Source organism: Nonomuraea sp. CA-141351 (genome assembly GCF_050944675.1).
In the GTDB taxonomy this organism is placed as follows: Bacteria; Actinomycetota; Actinomycetes; order Streptosporangiales; family Streptosporangiaceae; genus Nonomuraea.
Map to the genome: position 1 here is coordinate 10,278,411 of NZ_CP191982.1, position 14,313 is coordinate 10,292,723.

Annotated in this window: 16 protein-coding genes; 11 read left to right on the plus strand and 5 right to left on the minus strand. The window is 68.3% G+C overall.

Annotated features, from left to right (window positions below):
• Positions 1-86: 86 nt before the first annotated feature.
• Positions 87-857 (minus strand): TetR/AcrR family transcriptional regulator, encoded by a 771-nt coding sequence (locus ACQPWU_RS48250; protein ID WP_433432978.1) that lies wholly within the window; start codon positions 855-857, stop codon positions 87-89.
• 82 nt (positions 858-939) lie between these two features.
• Here ACQPWU_RS48250 and ACQPWU_RS48255 point away from each other — a divergent pair, with 82 nt between their 5' ends.
• From ACQPWU_RS48255 to ACQPWU_RS48280, 6 genes are all read left to right on the plus strand, one after another.
• A complete protein-coding gene (locus ACQPWU_RS48255) occupies positions 940-1,674 on the plus strand; it encodes a DUF2306 domain-containing protein (protein WP_433432980.1) in 735 nt (244 codons plus the stop codon).
• 258 nt (positions 1,675-1,932) lie between these two features.
• Positions 1,933-2,106 carry a hypothetical protein gene (locus ACQPWU_RS48260; protein WP_433432982.1) on the plus strand — a complete coding sequence of 58 codons (174 nt, stop codon included), beginning with the start codon at positions 1,933-1,935 and terminating at the stop codon, positions 2,104-2,106.
• 20 nt (positions 2,107-2,126) lie between these two features.
• Positions 2,127-3,059 carry a helix-turn-helix transcriptional regulator gene (locus ACQPWU_RS48265; RefSeq protein WP_433432984.1) on the plus strand — a complete coding sequence of 311 codons (933 nt, stop codon included), beginning with the start codon at positions 2,127-2,129 and terminating at the stop codon, positions 3,057-3,059.
• A 468-nt stretch (positions 3,060-3,527) separates the two neighbouring features.
• Entirely contained in the window at positions 3,528-4,355 is an 828-nt protein-coding gene (locus tag ACQPWU_RS48270) for a hypothetical protein (protein WP_433432986.1), read from the plus strand.
• Positions 4,356-4,609: 254 nt separating this feature from the next.
• Positions 4,610-5,647 (plus strand): integrase core domain-containing protein, encoded by a 1,038-nt coding sequence (locus tag ACQPWU_RS48275; protein ID WP_433432988.1) that lies wholly within the window; start codon positions 4,610-4,612, stop codon positions 5,645-5,647.
• 217 nt (positions 5,648-5,864) lie between these two features.
• Entirely contained in the window at positions 5,865-6,023 is a 159-nt protein-coding gene (locus ACQPWU_RS48280; protein WP_433432990.1) for a hypothetical protein, read from the plus strand.
• Between the two features lie 17 nt (positions 6,024-6,040).
• Here ACQPWU_RS48280 and ACQPWU_RS48285 read toward each other — a convergent pair whose 3' ends face one another.
• The 4 genes from ACQPWU_RS48285 to ACQPWU_RS48300 are packed head-to-tail and all read right to left on the minus strand — an operon-like array spanning position 6,041 to position 10,097.
• Complete coding sequence (locus ACQPWU_RS48285) at positions 6,041-6,859, minus strand: class I SAM-dependent methyltransferase (protein WP_431932859.1); 819 nt, start codon at positions 6,857-6,859, stop codon at positions 6,041-6,043.
• 14 nt (positions 6,860-6,873) lie between these two features.
• Entirely contained in the window at positions 6,874-8,484 is a 1,611-nt protein-coding gene (locus ACQPWU_RS48290; protein WP_433432992.1) for an ABC transporter permease, read from the minus strand.
• Positions 8,481-9,416: an ABC transporter ATP-binding protein gene (locus ACQPWU_RS48295; protein ID WP_433432994.1), complete on the minus strand. Its 936-nt coding sequence runs from the start codon at positions 9,414-9,416 to the stop codon at positions 8,481-8,483. The genes ACQPWU_RS48290 and ACQPWU_RS48295 overlap by 4 nt, the downstream gene beginning before the upstream one ends.
• Positions 9,417-9,446: 30 nt before the next feature.
• Complete coding sequence (locus ACQPWU_RS48300; RefSeq protein ID WP_433432996.1) at positions 9,447-10,097, minus strand: TetR family transcriptional regulator; 651 nt, start codon at positions 10,095-10,097, stop codon at positions 9,447-9,449.
• A gap of 50 nt (positions 10,098-10,147) precedes the next feature.
• On the opposite strand from ACQPWU_RS48300, the gene ACQPWU_RS48305 reads away from it, so the two are divergent.
• From ACQPWU_RS48305 to ACQPWU_RS48325, 5 genes are all read left to right on the plus strand, one after another.
• The gene (locus ACQPWU_RS48305; protein WP_433432998.1) at positions 10,148-10,339 is read left to right on the plus strand and encodes a hypothetical protein; all 192 of its coding nucleotides are present in this window, start codon (positions 10,148-10,150) and stop codon (positions 10,337-10,339) included.
• 51 nt (positions 10,340-10,390) lie between these two features.
• The gene (locus ACQPWU_RS48310) at positions 10,391-10,963 is read left to right on the plus strand and encodes a TetR/AcrR family transcriptional regulator (protein ID WP_433433000.1); all 573 of its coding nucleotides are present in this window, start codon (positions 10,391-10,393) and stop codon (positions 10,961-10,963) included.
• The gene (locus tag ACQPWU_RS48315; protein ID WP_433433002.1) at positions 10,947-11,588 is read left to right on the plus strand and encodes an IS3 family transposase; all 642 of its coding nucleotides are present in this window, start codon (positions 10,947-10,949) and stop codon (positions 11,586-11,588) included. The genes ACQPWU_RS48310 and ACQPWU_RS48315 overlap by 17 nt, the downstream gene beginning before the upstream one ends.
• A 111-nt stretch (positions 11,589-11,699) precedes the next feature.
• Complete coding sequence (locus ACQPWU_RS48320; protein WP_433433004.1) at positions 11,700-11,996, plus strand: integrase core domain-containing protein; 297 nt, start codon at positions 11,700-11,702, stop codon at positions 11,994-11,996.
• Positions 11,997-12,024: 28 nt separating this feature from the next.
• On the plus strand, positions 12,025-14,208 hold the full coding sequence (locus tag ACQPWU_RS48325; RefSeq protein WP_433445477.1) for a glycosyl hydrolase family 95 catalytic domain-containing protein: 2,184 nt from the start codon (positions 12,025-12,027) through the stop codon (positions 14,206-14,208).
• Positions 14,209-14,313 lie beyond the last annotated feature (105 nt).

Consider the following 14,313-nt stretch of genomic DNA (forward strand, 5'->3'; position numbering starts at 1 on the left):
CAGTTCTTACAGACACCATCATGTTCTCCCTCCGACACCGATGATCGCCCTGCACGAGCCGCTCCACCGGTCCGCTCTCGGGTCCATCATCCTGTTCGCGTGGCAGTGATCAGGGTGTCGATGCCGTTGAGTATCAGCTCGACCCCGAACCTGAAGCTGCCGTCCGTCCCTTGATGCAGGGGCGAGCGGAAGACGTCGGAGGCGAAGAGCTTGGCCGCCTCGGGATAGCGGCCAGGCTCCACGAGCTCGGCTAGGGCCCTGCCATAATCTTGCTCACTCTGCGCCTGATCGAGCCCGATCTCCTGGCGACCCTGCGCGAGCTGTTGCTCCTGAGCACTGGCGGTGCGGACATACCCGCCGATGAGGTTCAGTACGCCCACCTTCGCCCGCCAGTCGAGGCCCGTCCCACGCAGAGCGCGCAGCATCGCGTCCATCCAGCCGATCGCGTGCGGCCCACGCGGCGGGCCGCTGATCGGAAGGTGCGCCAGCCAGGGATGGCGCTCGTAGACCTGCCGGTTGGCCAGGATCCACTGTCGCACGCCGGTCCGCCAGCCAGCCCTCTCGCTGATCTCGGGAGGCGGGCCGATGGCCAAGTCGCTCATCAGATCGAACAGCTCGTCCTTCGATCCCACATAGCGATACAACGACATCTTCGTGACGCCCAGCGCCTCGGCGACTTTCGGCAGTGTCGCGCCAGCCAGTCCGTCGCGGTCAGCGAGTTCCAGTGCGGTGCCGATCACCCGGTCAACATCGAGCCCCGCCGGACGGCCGCGGTGCGACCCGGTGGGAAGCCGCCACAGCCTCCTCAGCGGTGCGGACACCTCGCGTTCTGCCTCGTCGGACGGCTTGCTGCGCACGCTTACAGACTCTACCGGCCGAAATTAATATCCATAGGATAGTATCTTCTGGACGCTAATTCCGGTAGAGAGGTCAATCGAGATGACTCAGGTGTCACAGCGCGACACACCGGTGGCACGATCGCGGCGAAAGCGGCGACGCCCCGCCTGGTGGATGCTCCCCCTGTCGGTGATCACGCTGGCGATCCTGGCTTTCATGCTGTCGGCGTACATCCCGCCGGACATTCGTACGAGTCGGGCCGACATGCACGGCAACCAGGTGCGTTACTGGCTGCTGGTGGGACACATTGCGTTCGGCGCGGTCGCCACAATGACGGGCCTGCTGCAGCTGTGGGCGGGGTTGCGCAACAGGTTTCCCCGCATACATCGATGGACGGGCCGCATCTATTTCTACGCCGGGATCATCCCGTCGATGATCTTCGCAGTGCCAGTTTCCGCCATGAGCGAGTCCGGCGTGTCCAACGTCGCCGCACTGGACACCATGCTCATCCTGTGGGCCGTCACCGGCGTCGCCGGCCTACGTGCCGCCAAGTCGCGCCGCTTCAACGATCATCGCAAGTGGATGATCCGCAACTACGCCGTCACGCTCGCCATCCTCGCCTCCCGGCCGTGGGGCATCGTTATGGCACTGATCGTCATGGCCCAAGCTGACTCTCCCGCCTACCAGGGCAACACCGTTGCGATGATCCACGACATCGCGAGCTCGGGTGCATGGACGGCTCTCATCGTCAACCTCGTCGTCGCCGAGGCGTACATCCAGCGCAAGTACGGAGGCAAGACCCGCAACCCCGCCCTGACGGGGCACGCCCAAGAGTGATGACACACCACGCGTCCCCGCCCTCGATGCCGCATATCCGCCGCTCAAGACGGTGACTCATTTGGCAAGTCGGCGGTAGCAAATGAGGGCGGCGGCGATGGCGACGAAGGATGCGAAGTGGTCCGCCCGAACCGGACCTGATGGTTTCCCGATCATCTGGCTCTCCAGCCCTCAACCTTAGTCGGCGAGCTGTCCGGAAGATCTGGGGCTCACCGGGTCATCACGGGAGACCAGTTCACCACGACACCGCTGCTCGTCATGACCACCCTGCCGATGATCGCCGTGGTCGGCCTGATGGCCTTCCAGCGTCGCAATCCCGCCTGCCCCGCCCCCAGGACAGAAGGAAAGACACAAAACCATGAGGATCCGGCCCCACTCGCCCGGCTCCATCTCTATGCGAAAGGAGAATACGAGTGCGTGGAGAAGGGATAGCTCGCCAGCAGGCAACGGCTTTGAACGACTGGATCACCCATGCCGATCTGTGTCGTGAGTTCGCTACCGTCGATGGGAGTGGCTTTTCCGCCGACGCACGTGTGGTCGATCTCGGGGTGGCCGTACTGGAGGTCAAACGATTCCGTCCGATACACCTGCAGCGGGAGGCCATCCCGGTGCGGCCTGGCGATGCGGACATTGTCCAGCTCATCGTGCCAAGGCGCGGCACCGTGAACGCGACGTGGGCAGGACGACAGGACACCGTGAGCGTGGGCGACCTCTACGCACACGACCTTGCCCAACTCGACGAGATACGCCTGGAATCCGACGGGCACGACGATGCTCTGGAATTGGCCCTGGTCGCCATCCCGAAGCCGGTGCTGCCGCTGGCGGGCGAGGCGATCGCTCCTCTGCTCGGGCATGGCATGCCCGTTGACGACGGAGTAAGCGGGCTGCTCAAACGATTCATCGAAGATCTCTCCGACGAAAAGCTGTTGCTCAACCCGGCAGACAGCCAACGGCTGGGGATGGTCCTGGTGGATCTCGTGACCGCATGCTTTTCCAGCCTGCTTCAATCTGGGCCAGGCCCCCGGCCAGGCTCACCACGGCGAGTCCTCGCCCTGCGCATACGCGCCTACATTCAGCGCCATCTGAACGACCCCGAGCTCACCCCGCGTTCGGTCGCGGCCGCACACCACATCTCGGTCAGCTACCTCCACCGGCTGTTCCAACAGGAAGGTGACACAATCGCGGCATGGATACGCGATCAGCGACTGCAGCGCACACGTCGTGACCTCGCCGACGCCGCCCTGACCGACGTCCCGATCCACGAGATCGCCACCCGATGGGGGTTCGGCCGCGCAGGCGACTTCAGCCGCGCCTTCCGCGCGGCTTATGGCATGTCCCCGCGGGAGTTCAGGTCCGAGACGGCCCACTGGGCGTCACGTCCATAGACGCTGCCCGCCCGGATACGGACGCGTAGACTGCACCGCAGAGCTACCTGTCCAACTGGATGACACAGGTCACGCGGCAGTTCTTGCCTGCTGATCCTCCGTGGTCTCGATCAGCGGCCATCTGCGCCCCTACCGAGTTGGTCAGGACCTGCCTGGAACATGGCATGGGCACACGGCGATGCTCGGCGCCGCCATGCGTCAAGCGGGAGAGCCCGAGGAACGCATCAGCGCCGCGGCCTCCTGGTGGGACGCGCCCTGCTTCACTGACGCCTCGCGGGCCGCGCTGGCGCTGGTGGACGCCGTGTTCCAGCCGAGCGGGAGCCTGAGGTCGCTCGATTCCCGCCGGCCCTTCGCCTGTGGACCCGCCTGTCAGCACTCAGCGCGACCTTCTCCAGGCTGGGCACCACAGTCGCGCACTACCGCTTCTAGCTCGCGGGGTGGAGCCACTAAGAAGTGGTATGGGTTCGCATGAGTTTCACAGAGCACGACGTCCACGAATGCCGCCGCCTGATGATCGGCTGCCGTCGCAATCAGCTGGCGATCGGTGACATCCTGGCAGCGGAATGGGCTCATGGCGCCGCTGCTCTCGGGGAGTTCTGCGAGCGGGTCGGCTTGTCGGTGACCGCCGCCAAGGAGTGGCGGGCGACGGCGGCCGCAGTCACGCCGGAGCTGCTGAACACCTGCGGCGTGTTCGTCTCCTACAGTGTCTTGCACGAGGGAGCGCGCCTGCGGGGCGGCCACGTGCTCGATCCCGGCTACGTCAAGCTGCTGTGCCTGGTCGATGACGCGAAGACGGTAGGCATCGATCGGATCAACCGCGCCACCTACCAGACCGTCCTGGGCACGGCACCTCCGCTGGCGGCGGTCATAGATCCTTCGGCGCGGGAGACCGATGGCCTCGTCGGCTACGTCACCGAGGTGCACCAAAGCCCCAATCGCGACGAGCTCGTCCAAGTGCCGGTCGCCGAAGAGCAGGTGACCCGCGCCGAACTGGCCGCCGAGTTCGACAGATGGCGGGCCCAGCAAGCCGAACAGCGAGCCGGACGCTGCGGCGAGAGGCCGCCGGCCATTACGCCTTCCTCGTCCATGCCTTGTAATGAACCCTTATGGGCTTCCGCGCAGCCAGGCCACGAGTTGCTCCCGGTCCTTGGTGTGCAGCGCCGTGCCGGTGATGAGCAGCCGCAGGTCGCCGGAGCGGCCGGCGGGCAAGGCAGGCACCGGTGCCGCGCTGGTCGCCGACCTCCTAGCCCTGGCCGAGCAGTCCGCACGCGTCGCCAAGCCGCTTCCCGCACCTAGTGCAACTGGATGACACGCAGCAGGCCGACGCCGCTGTCGCGCTAGATGACCTGGACGTCTTCATGAAATGGGCGCTGCGCCTGCCGATAACTACATCCACCCAAGTCATGGCTCTGCGAGGGCTTGCGTGGCGTACCGCGAGCTCCAGTCCCCCGAGAGACGGAAACGCGTACGGCAGGATGATCCGCTGTGCTCCTTCGCCTGGCCTACCTGGGGCTGTCACGAACGCCTTCGCCGCGCTGCGGTTGCTCCCCATGAGCGATCGGGACAAGGACGTGGAGATCCTCGTCCTGCGTCACCAGATCACTGTCCTTGAACGCCAACTCGGCCCCGACACCAGAGTGCGATTCACACCCGAGGACCGAGCCTTCCCCGCCGCGCTCCTGACCTCGCTGCCCCGCGAGGTCCTACGCCGGCTACGGCTCCTCGTCCGGCCCGACACCGTCCTACGCTGGCACCGCGATCTGATACGACGGCGTCATGCCCGTACCTGCCGGCCGAAGCGGCCCGGGCGCCCACCCAGGGTCCGCTCCATCCGCGCCCTCATCCTGCGCCTGGTCCGGGAGAACCCCGGCTGGGGCTATCGGCGAGTGCACGGCGAGCTCACCACCCTCGGCATCAAGGTGGCACCGTCCACGGTCTGGGAGATCCTCAAGCAGGAGGGGCTCGATCCGGCGCCCGAGCGGGCGTTCACTACGTGGGCCGACTTCCTGCGCTCGCAAGCCGACGCCCTGCTGGCCTGCGAATTCATCGAGACCATCACCCTGAACGGACAGCGCCAATACATCCTGGCCGTCATCGAGCACACCACCCGGCGCATCCGGGTGCTCGGCACCACCGCGCACCCGAGCGCCGGCTGGGTCACCCAGGCGATCAGGAACCTGGTGATGGATCTGGACGATACAGGCTGCCGGGCGCGCTATCTAATCCGAGACCGAGATGGGAAGTTCCCCGCCCTCATGGACGACATCCTCGCCGAAGCCGGCATCAAGACCGTGATCACCGGCATCCGGATACCGCGCATGAACTCGATCATGGAACGGTGGGGGCAGTCGTGCCGCCACGAGCTTCTCGACCGCTGCCTCGTCTGGAACGAACACCACCTGCGGCACGCCCTACGCGAATACGAACACTTCTACAACCAGCACCGAGCCCACCAAGCCCTGGACCAAGCAGCGCCGCTGCGCACCGTCCCCGATCCGATCACGGATCCAGAGCGAATCACCGACCTAAAGATACGCCGACGAGACCGGCTCGGCGGCGTCCTCCACGAATACTCACAAGCGGCTTGACCTGCAAGGATGGAATTATCGGCAGGCGCACAGTGTCGGTAGCTCGGCGCGTTCGCTGTGCCGTTGTGCTCGGTCGAGCCACCGCGCGGTTGCGCGTGCTCGACCCCGAGGTGGAGCTGACCGTCGACACCCTCGGCGGCGTGGTCGTCGCCCTCGGCGCCACCAAGATCGCAGGCCGCGCGCAGCTGTTCTCCGGCTCGGCCACGCGGGGCGGGCGGTGCTGGTCAACGGCCTGCCCGGGATGCTCTCCTGGCACGAGGACGGCACTCCACTATCGGTCCTCATATTCATCGTCGCCGACGGGCGGATCACGGGCATCGCGGCCCTGGTCGACCCGGCCCGGCTGGCGGCGATGGACCTGCCCGGCCCGGCGTGAGCCGCCGGCCGGAATCGTCAGAAACGGTAGTGCGCGACCGTGGTGCCCAGCCTGGAGAAGGCCGCGCTGAGCGCCGACAGTCGGGTCCACAGGCGCAGGGCCGGAGGGAACTGGTCGACCTCGGGCTCCCGAGTGAGCAGGATGTGCCGGATCAGGGTCAGTCGCGGGTTCCACCGTACGGGGTCGAGACGGTCGAAGCCGGGGGACTTGAAGAGCGGGACCAGAAACCGGCTGCCGGAGTAGTGTTTCGCTGCCCAGACGGTGAATCTGGTGTAGACGTTGAACGCTATCTCCCCGCTGGGAAAGTGGCTGGTGAGACGGTCCAGCAGCGTGATCATCTCTTCCTGGGAGAGGAAGGGCAGCACGCCGTCGGCGACGATCACGGCGGGGCGGTCGGCGGGGAGCGCCTCCAGCCAGCCGGGCTCGGTCAGGTCCGCGCCGATCGTGTGCGTGTGCGGCCGATCGGGGATGACCCGGTGCCGGGCGTCCACGACTTCGGGGAAGTCGACGTCGTACCAGTCCGCTGTGGGCGGCGGGTCGATGCGGAGGGCCCGGGTGTCGAGGCCGGCTCCCAGGTCGATTCCGATCGCGTCGGGGTGGCGGGCCATGAACTGTTGGGCCACCTCGTCCAGCTTCTTGGCGCGCTGGGCGACGTCGATGGCCGAGGCCGCGCTCCAGCGGAGTTTGCGGTGGTCGTAGCCGGTCTTGTGGATGATCTCGTAGGCCATGCGGTCGCCGAGTATGGGGCGTGGCAGGCGGCTGTCGAGCGCCCGGCCGCACAGCGTCACCCACAGGGTTTCCTGCAGCGGGGTCAGGGTAGGAAGGGTGACTCCCATGATGTCCTCCAGGCTCAGGTGGTGGGCATATCGCGTCGGGTGAATCCGGCCAGGCCGGCCGCGACGAGGGCCGCCGCGACGACGGTCATGACGATCAGTGGCGTGGCCGTCATGACCCCGCCGGGAAGTTTCGGTACGTGCTCGAAGACCGACAGGTTGATGACCCATTGGTCGAGTTGCAACTCCAGGCCGACCCAGCCGAACAACATGCTCACCATGGCCACCGCGAACGTGCCGGCGACCAGCCGGGGCAGCAGCCCGAACAGGGCGAACGCGACCCCGGTGAACACCCACACCACAGGGAGCTGCACGAGAGCGGCGGCCAGGAGGCGGGACAGCTCACGGGCGACGTCGCCGGTGTTGAGGCCGTGCGCCAGACCGGCGGCCGTCCCGAAGGCGATCAACCCGAGCGCCGGGCCGAGCAGTATGAACGCGAAGTGGCTGCCCGCCCAGCGCAGCCGGCGCACCGGGGTGGCCAGCAGGGGCTCGGCCCGCCCGTCGCGCTCCTCGTTCCTGAGCAGCAGCGCGGCCTGGATGGCGAAGCCGGCGCTGACCAGGCCGAGCATGGTCATCATGGGGGCGAGGAACTGGTCGACGAGCGTGCCGGGACCGCCGAGCCGGGCCAGCGCCTCTCGGGCCGCGGCGCCGCTGTTGTCCATCAGCGTCCCAAGGCTCGCCGACATCGCGCCAACCACGAGCCCGACCAGGGCGAGTCCGGCGAGCCGGCTGATCAGCGGCCCGCGGTGCAGCCGCCAGGACAGCGCCAGCGGGCTGCGCAGGCGGGGTCCGGCGGCGGCCGGGCCCAGGCGGGCCTGGAACATGCCGGCGCCGAGGTCGCGCCGCTCCGATAGCGCCACGGCCAGCACGATCAGCGCCAGCACGGCGCCGGCCGCGAGCGCGAGCACCCACCAGCGTTCGCCGCTGTAGGACCGCAGCGCCTCCGCCCAGCCGAGCGGCGTCATCCAGGATACCCAGGCGGGCCCGTCACCGGACTGCGCGGCGACGTCGCCGACACCGCGCAGCAGGATCGCGGCGCCGAGCGTGCTGATCCCGATGGCGCGCGCGCCGCCCGCGCTGGTCGTGAGCTGCGCCGTCACCGCGCCGATCGAGGCGAACGCGCAGGCGGCCACCGTGAACCCAAGTCCGAGCGCCAGGGAGCCGGCGGCGGGCAGGCCCTGGCCGATCAGCGCCACCGCCGAGGCTATGCCCAGGACGAGGGCGGCCCCGCAGGTGACGATCAGGGTGGCGGCCAGGTCTGCGTGGCGGGACACCGCTGTGGCCCCGACCAGTTCGCGCCGCCCGGCCGCCTCTTCCGTACGCGTGTGCCGGATGACCGTGAGCAGGGCGAACAGCGCGACCATGAACGTGACGAATCCCGACCGCCAGGCGACGAGCTCGCCGAGGCTGGATCCGTTCAGCACGCCGTAGGCGATGGTGAAGGCCCTGGTATGGACGCTGGTCTCGTAGTAGTGCTGGCGGGCCTCGGCCGTGGGGTACGCGCCGGTGAAGGCGCCGACGAACACCACCGGGATCATGCAGATGAAGGCCACCCACAGCGGCAGCAGCACACGATCGCGCCGCAGCACCAGGCGGATGAGCTTTCCCGTGCCGGCGAACGCGTTCATCGTCCTGCCTCCGTGTGCCGGCCCTTGACGTTCACGGTCGCGCGGTCGTAGTGCCGCAGGAACAGTTCCTCCAGCGTCGGAGGCCGGCTGACCAGGCTGCGCACGCCGACCTTGGTGAGGTGGCGAAGTGCGAGGTCCAGCGCGGCGGCGTCGACGCTGAAGCGTACCCGGCCGCCGTCGGCGCGCAGGCCGTGCACGCCCGGCAGGCCGGCCAGCCCGTCCGGTGGGGCGGCCAGCTCGGCGTCGATGGAGGTGCGGGTGAGGTGCCGCAGCTCGGCCATGGTGCCGGTCTCGACGGTACGACCGTCGCGGATGATCGTGATCCGGTCGCAGAGTGCCTCGACCTCGGAGAGGATGTGGCTGGACAGCAGCACCGTACGGTTACCCGCGCGCCGCACCTCCTGGATCGTCTGCCGGAAGACCTCCTCCATCAGCGGGTCCAGGCCGGAGGTGGGTTCGTCGAGGATGAGCAGCTCGGCATCGGAGGCCAGCGCGGCGACCAGGGCCACCTTCTGCCGGTTGCCTTTGGAGTAGGTGCGGCCTTTCTTGCGCGGGTCGAGGTCGAAGCGTTCGATCAGTTCGTCCCGGCGCCGCCGGTCGAGGCTGCCGCGCAGCCGGCCGAGCAGGTCGATGGCCTCGCCACCGGACAGGTTGGGCCACAGGGTGACGTCGCCGGGCACGTACGCCAGGCGGCGGTGCAGCTCAGCGGTCTGTGTCCAGGGGTCACCGCCGAGCAGCCGGGCGGTGCCCGCGTCGGGGCGCATCAGGCCCAGCAGGATCCGGATCGTGGTGCTCTTGCCCGCGCCGTTGGGCCCGAGGAAGCCGTGCACCTCGCCAGTCCGTACGACGAGGTCGAGGCCGTTCAGTGCCCGTGCCGGGCCGAACGACTTGACCAATCCGGCCATGGAGATGGCATCGGTCTCAGTCATCATGGGTGTCCTTATGTGGTGATGAGGAGAGGGCTAGAGATCGTCTCCCCGCTGGGCCTCCCAGGCGGCCTGGGCGGCTTTGAGCATGGTGTCGTCGGCGTACAAGCCATGGGTGTAGATCTCGAGCATGGGCAGCCCGATGCGCCGCAGCACGTCGGGACCCATCCGCTCGAAGCCGAGCGCGCGGGTCAGGGGTGGCGCCATGGTCAGCGTGGCCAGGCTGATCAGCACGTTGAGCACGGCCAGCGCCCGCACGTCGGAGGACTGGCGCATCGAGCCGCCGGCGATCCCGGCCCGGAAGAGCTCCTCGGTCTCCTCCACCAGCGTGTTGACGAACGTGGTGGCCGCCGAGGAGTCCTCCTCGATCGCGCGCACCATGTACTGCACATGGAGGCGGTACTCCTCCGAGTCCGACAGATATTCCTGGGACAGATCCCGCATGCCGATCAGGTCGGCCACGGTCCGGGCCCTCCGCACCAGGATCTGTAGGACGTGCTCGTCGCAGACGCTCCGCAGGTTGTCCTTGCTGCCGAAGTGCCGGATGACCAGGGCGGCGCTCACCCCCGCGGTGGCCGCGATGGCGCGCAGGTTCGTCTTCTGGAAGCCGTCGCGGGCGAAGTGCGCGATGGCGGCGTTACGGATCTTGGCCTGGGCGGTCAGGTCCGCCAGAGGTGCTGAACACACGTTTACTATAGTAAACATGTGTTCAGCAGTGTGGCAACCGGAGTCAGAACGTGGTGAGGATTGACGCCCGCCGCTACGAGCCCAAACGCCTGCGGCTCCGCCTGCTCGCCGTCGCCGGCCGCCTGGGGCCCGATATCGTCCGCACACAAATCGCCGTCGCCTGGCGGAAGAACGACCATAACCCCCTGGCTGCGAACTTTCTGGCGACCATCCGCGGCAAGGCCAAGGCCATCAGGGCCTGACACGTGTCCCCGGCGTACGGCGGTTCCCGCGCGGCACGGCAAGATGTCTATGTGACCGGTGAAGCTCCCGAATCCCGAACCGGCGCCGCCCGCGAGCCGGGTCCGGTGCGGGCAAGGGAACGCAACCGCTGGGGTGAGGGCGGGCGGTTGCGCACCGAGATCCTCGTTGCGGCCGGGCAGATGCTCGGCGAACTCGGCGCGGTGGAAGGGCTCACCCTGCGCGGGGTGGCCAGGCGTGTCGGCATCGCCCCCGCCAGCATCTACGCACACTTCAGCGACAAATCCGAGCTGATCGGCGCTCTCTTGGAGTTCGAGGCACACCGGCTGCTCGACCTCGTGGGCCGAGCCGGGCAGGCGGTGGACGCCTCCGACCCGGTCGGCCGCCTCCGTGCCAAGCTCCGCGCGTTCTGCGGGTACGCGCTGAGCAACCGCGGATTCACCCGCGTGCTGCTCGGACTGCGCATGAGCGAGGAGAGCAGCCACATCAACCTGTCGCACACAGTGATCGACGAGCTTGTACCGCGTCAAAACGCGGCCGCAATGGCGCTGACCTGTGGTTTGACGGGCTCCGTCTCGGCAGACAAGATCGCGTCTTGTGCTTGTCCGCTTGCTCTACCTGACTAGGGTCCGGGTATTCGGCTGGCTGATGTTGCTGGGCCGCAGCCAGGCGTCGAAGGATGCGGAGATCATGGTGTTGCGTCACGAGGTGGCGGTGCTGCGGCGTCAGGTCGGACGGCCGAAGCCGGACTGGGCTGATCGGGCCGTTCTCGCGGCGTTGGTCCGATGGCTGCCGGCGGTACGGCGCGCTCATCGGCTGGTCGCTCCGGCTACCTTGCTGGCCTGGCATCGTCGTCTGCTCCGACGGGCCTGGACCTACCCGCATCGGCCCGGGCGCCCAGGAACGAACCGGGAGCTTCGAGACCTGATCATTCGCCTGGCACGCGAGAACCCGACGTGGGGCCATCGACGGGTGCACGGGGAGGTGGTGCGGCTTGGCTTTCAGGTCAGCGAGGCGACCGTGCGGCGCATCCTGCGCTCGCACCGCTTCGAACCGGCGCCTCGGCATCTCGACACTTCCTGGCGGACCTTCTTGCGCTCGCAGGCCAAAGGCCTCTTGGCCTGCGGCTTCTTCCACGTTGACACGATCTCCCTGCAGCGCTTGTACGTGTTGTTCGTGATGGAGGTCCGCACGCGACACGTGCACATCCTGGACATGACCCGTCACCCGAGCGGCGCGTGGACCGCTTAACAGGCCCGCAATCTCCTGATCGACCTCGGCGAGCGGGCAGGGTCCTTCCGCTTTCGCATCCGTGATCGGGACGCCAAGTTCACCGCTGTCTTCGACGAGGTGTTCGCCGCCGTGGGCATCACGGTGCTGAAGACGCCGCCGCGGACACCGAAGGCGAACTGCTTTGCCGAGCGCTGGATCCGGACGGTGCGAGCCGAGTGCACCGACCGCATGCTGATCTACGGCGAACGTCACCTGCGCACGGTCCTGAACGAATATTGCGATCACTACAACACGCATCGGCCGCATCAGGCTCGTGGACAACGACCACCCGATCACGATGAGCATATGGTGATGCCGATAGAAGGCCGGATCGAACGCCACAAGGTCCTCGGAGGAGTGATCAACGAGTACCGCCGAGCCGCCTAGCTCGACTGGTAGAACCCCAGCTCAAGCCATACGCGCGAGTTTCGACGCCCTACAGGAGCGTTTCGACCTCAATCTCGACACCTTCTGGTCGGGCGGCCCCCTGCCGCCCGAGCAGGGCCCCTCTCCCGCCGCTCTGCTGCCGGAACTGCGTGCGGCGATCGCCGCGGGCGACTTCGAGCGCGCGGACCGGCTCGGCCGAAGCATGCAGTCAAGCGGCTGGACCCAGGCCTACCAGCCGCTGGGCTTCATCGAATGGCGCCACACCTCCGGCGGGGAGCCCTCCGGCTACCGGCGCGAGCTCGATCTCGCCCGGGCGGTGACCACCGTCAGCCACGACGGCGGGCAGCTGATCAGCTTCGTCTCCGCTCCCGCCGGGGTGCTGGTCGCCTCGGCTCGCGGGCCGCTCGAACTGCCCGCGTTCACCTCACCGCACCCGGTCGAGGTGATCCGCGACGGAGAGTGGCTTACCATCACCGGCCGGGCGCCCGCGAACGTGCTGCCCGATTACGTCGACCGGGAGCCCGCCGTCGTCTACGGCGCGGACGCGCCCGACCGCGATGGCACGGTGGCCGCCGGCATGGGCTTCGCCGTCGTCATCGCCGTCCAGAGCACCGGATCCGGCGAGGTACGGATGGTCGCCGCGGCCGCCGACGGCTTCCGCGGCCATGCCGTACGGCCCAGCGCCGACACCGCCGAGCTGGCCCGGCAGGCGCGCCGGCAGGTCGAGGCCGCACTGTCCCGGAGCACGGCGGAGTTGCTCGCTGAGCACGAGGCCGACTACCGCGGCTACTTCGACCGGGTCGACCTGTCGCTGCCCGACGAGCGCGCCGAGCTCTACTACCACTTCGGCCGCTACCTGATGATCTCCAGCTCCCGTCCCGGCACCCAACCCGCCAACCTGCAGGGCATCTGGAACGCCGACGTGCGGCCCGGCTGGAGCAGCAACTACACCACCAACATCAACCTCCCGATGAACTACTGGCCCGCCGAGCCCGCCGGCCTGCCCGAACTGCACCAACCGCTGTTCGAGCTGATCGGCGGCCTGCTCGATACCGGCCAGGACGCGGCCCGGCACTACTACGGCGCCGCCGGAGCCACCACTCACCACAACACCGACCTGTGGCGCTTCAGCGCCCCGGTCAACGGCGATCCGCAGTGGGCCAACTGGTCCTCCGGCCTGCTCTGGCTCACCGCCCACCTCTGGGACCACCTCGAGTACAGCGGAGCACCCGAGCTGCTCCTACCCGCTCTGCGCAGCGTCACCTCCTTCGCGCTGGACTTGCTGGTTCCCGACGCCCACGGCAAGCTGGTGATGAGCCCGTCAACCTCGCCAGAACACCATTTCCTCACCGAGGCAGGCAATCCGGCGGCCATCTCGGCGGGCGCGGCCATGGACCAGGAGCTCGTCCGCGAGGTCCTGACCCGTTACTGCTCGCTGACCGACAACGAGCTCGCCGTACGCGCGGGCAAGGCGCTGTCACAGCTGCGTCCGGTCGCGATCGACGGCGAACTGCTGGAGTGGTATGACCGGCGGCCCTCCCAGGAGCCCGGCCACCGCCACCTGTCCCACCTCTACGGCCTCTACCCCGGCACCCGGATCACCGAGTCGGGGACGCCGGACGACTTCGAGGCAGTACGGCAGGCGCTGGCCACCCGGCTGCACCACGGCAGCGGACACACCGGCTGGAGCCAGGCGTGGATCCTGTGCCTGGCCGCCCGGCTGCGCGACCCGGAACTGGCCGAGCGCTCGATCGCGATCCTGCTCGACGAGCTAAGCTCCGTCTCGCTGCTGGACCTGCACCCCCACGGCGGCCGGCCATCGGGCTACATCTTCCAGATCGACGGCAACTTCGGCGCTGTCGCGGGGATGACCGAGTTGCTCGTGCAGAGCCACGAAGGCGCGGTCAGCCTGCTGAAGACCCCGCCGGACAGCTGGGACACAGGGTCGGTGCGCGGCATCCGCTGCCGCGCCGGCCACACCGCCTCCGTGGCCTGGTCCGCCGGCGTGCTCACGTCGGCGGCGATCACCGCCGGATCGGACGGACGGCTCGTCGTCGAGGTACCCGGCGACACTCCGCCACTGACCGTCACTTGCGGCGAGCGGCATGTCCCGGCCCGGGAGGTCTCCGGCGCGCCCGCGGGGCGCCGCCGCATGACCTGGGACGCGACCGCGCGCACCCGCTACACGCTCGTCCCCGAGGGTTCCCTGTGAACGCGCGCGATCGCGATGCCGGCGGCATACGCCGCCGTGCTCGCCTCCCGCCGCCAAGGGCTGGGCCTCGGCACGTCAGCCAAGGCCCAGCCGGCTGGCACTCAT

What these genes read in the sequence shown, in the direction of transcription:
- ACQPWU_RS48285 (WP_431932859.1), bottom strand. Translation starts at nt 6,859, where the DNA reads ATGGGAGTCACCCTTCCTACCCTGACCCCGCTGCAGGAAACCCTGTGG.
- ACQPWU_RS48260 (WP_433432982.1), top strand. Translation starts at nt 1,933, where the DNA reads ATGACCACCCTGCCGATGATCGCCGTGGTCGGCCTGATGGCCTTCCAG.
- ACQPWU_RS48275 (WP_433432988.1), top strand. Translation starts at nt 4,610, where the DNA reads ATGAGCGATCGGGACAAGGACGTGGAGATCCTCGTCCTGCGTCACCAG.
- ACQPWU_RS48255 (WP_433432980.1), top strand. Translation starts at nt 940, where the DNA reads ATGACTCAGGTGTCACAGCGCGACACACCGGTGGCACGATCGCGGCGA.
- ACQPWU_RS48270 (WP_433432986.1), top strand. Translation starts at nt 3,528, where the DNA reads ATGAGTTTCACAGAGCACGACGTCCACGAATGCCGCCGCCTGATGATC.
- ACQPWU_RS48290 (WP_433432992.1), bottom strand. Translation starts at nt 8,484, where the DNA reads ATGAACGCGTTCGCCGGCACGGGAAAGCTCATCCGCCTGGTGCTGCGG.
- ACQPWU_RS48295 (WP_433432994.1), bottom strand. Translation starts at nt 9,416, where the DNA reads ATGATGACTGAGACCGATGCCATCTCCATGGCCGGATTGGTCAAGTCG.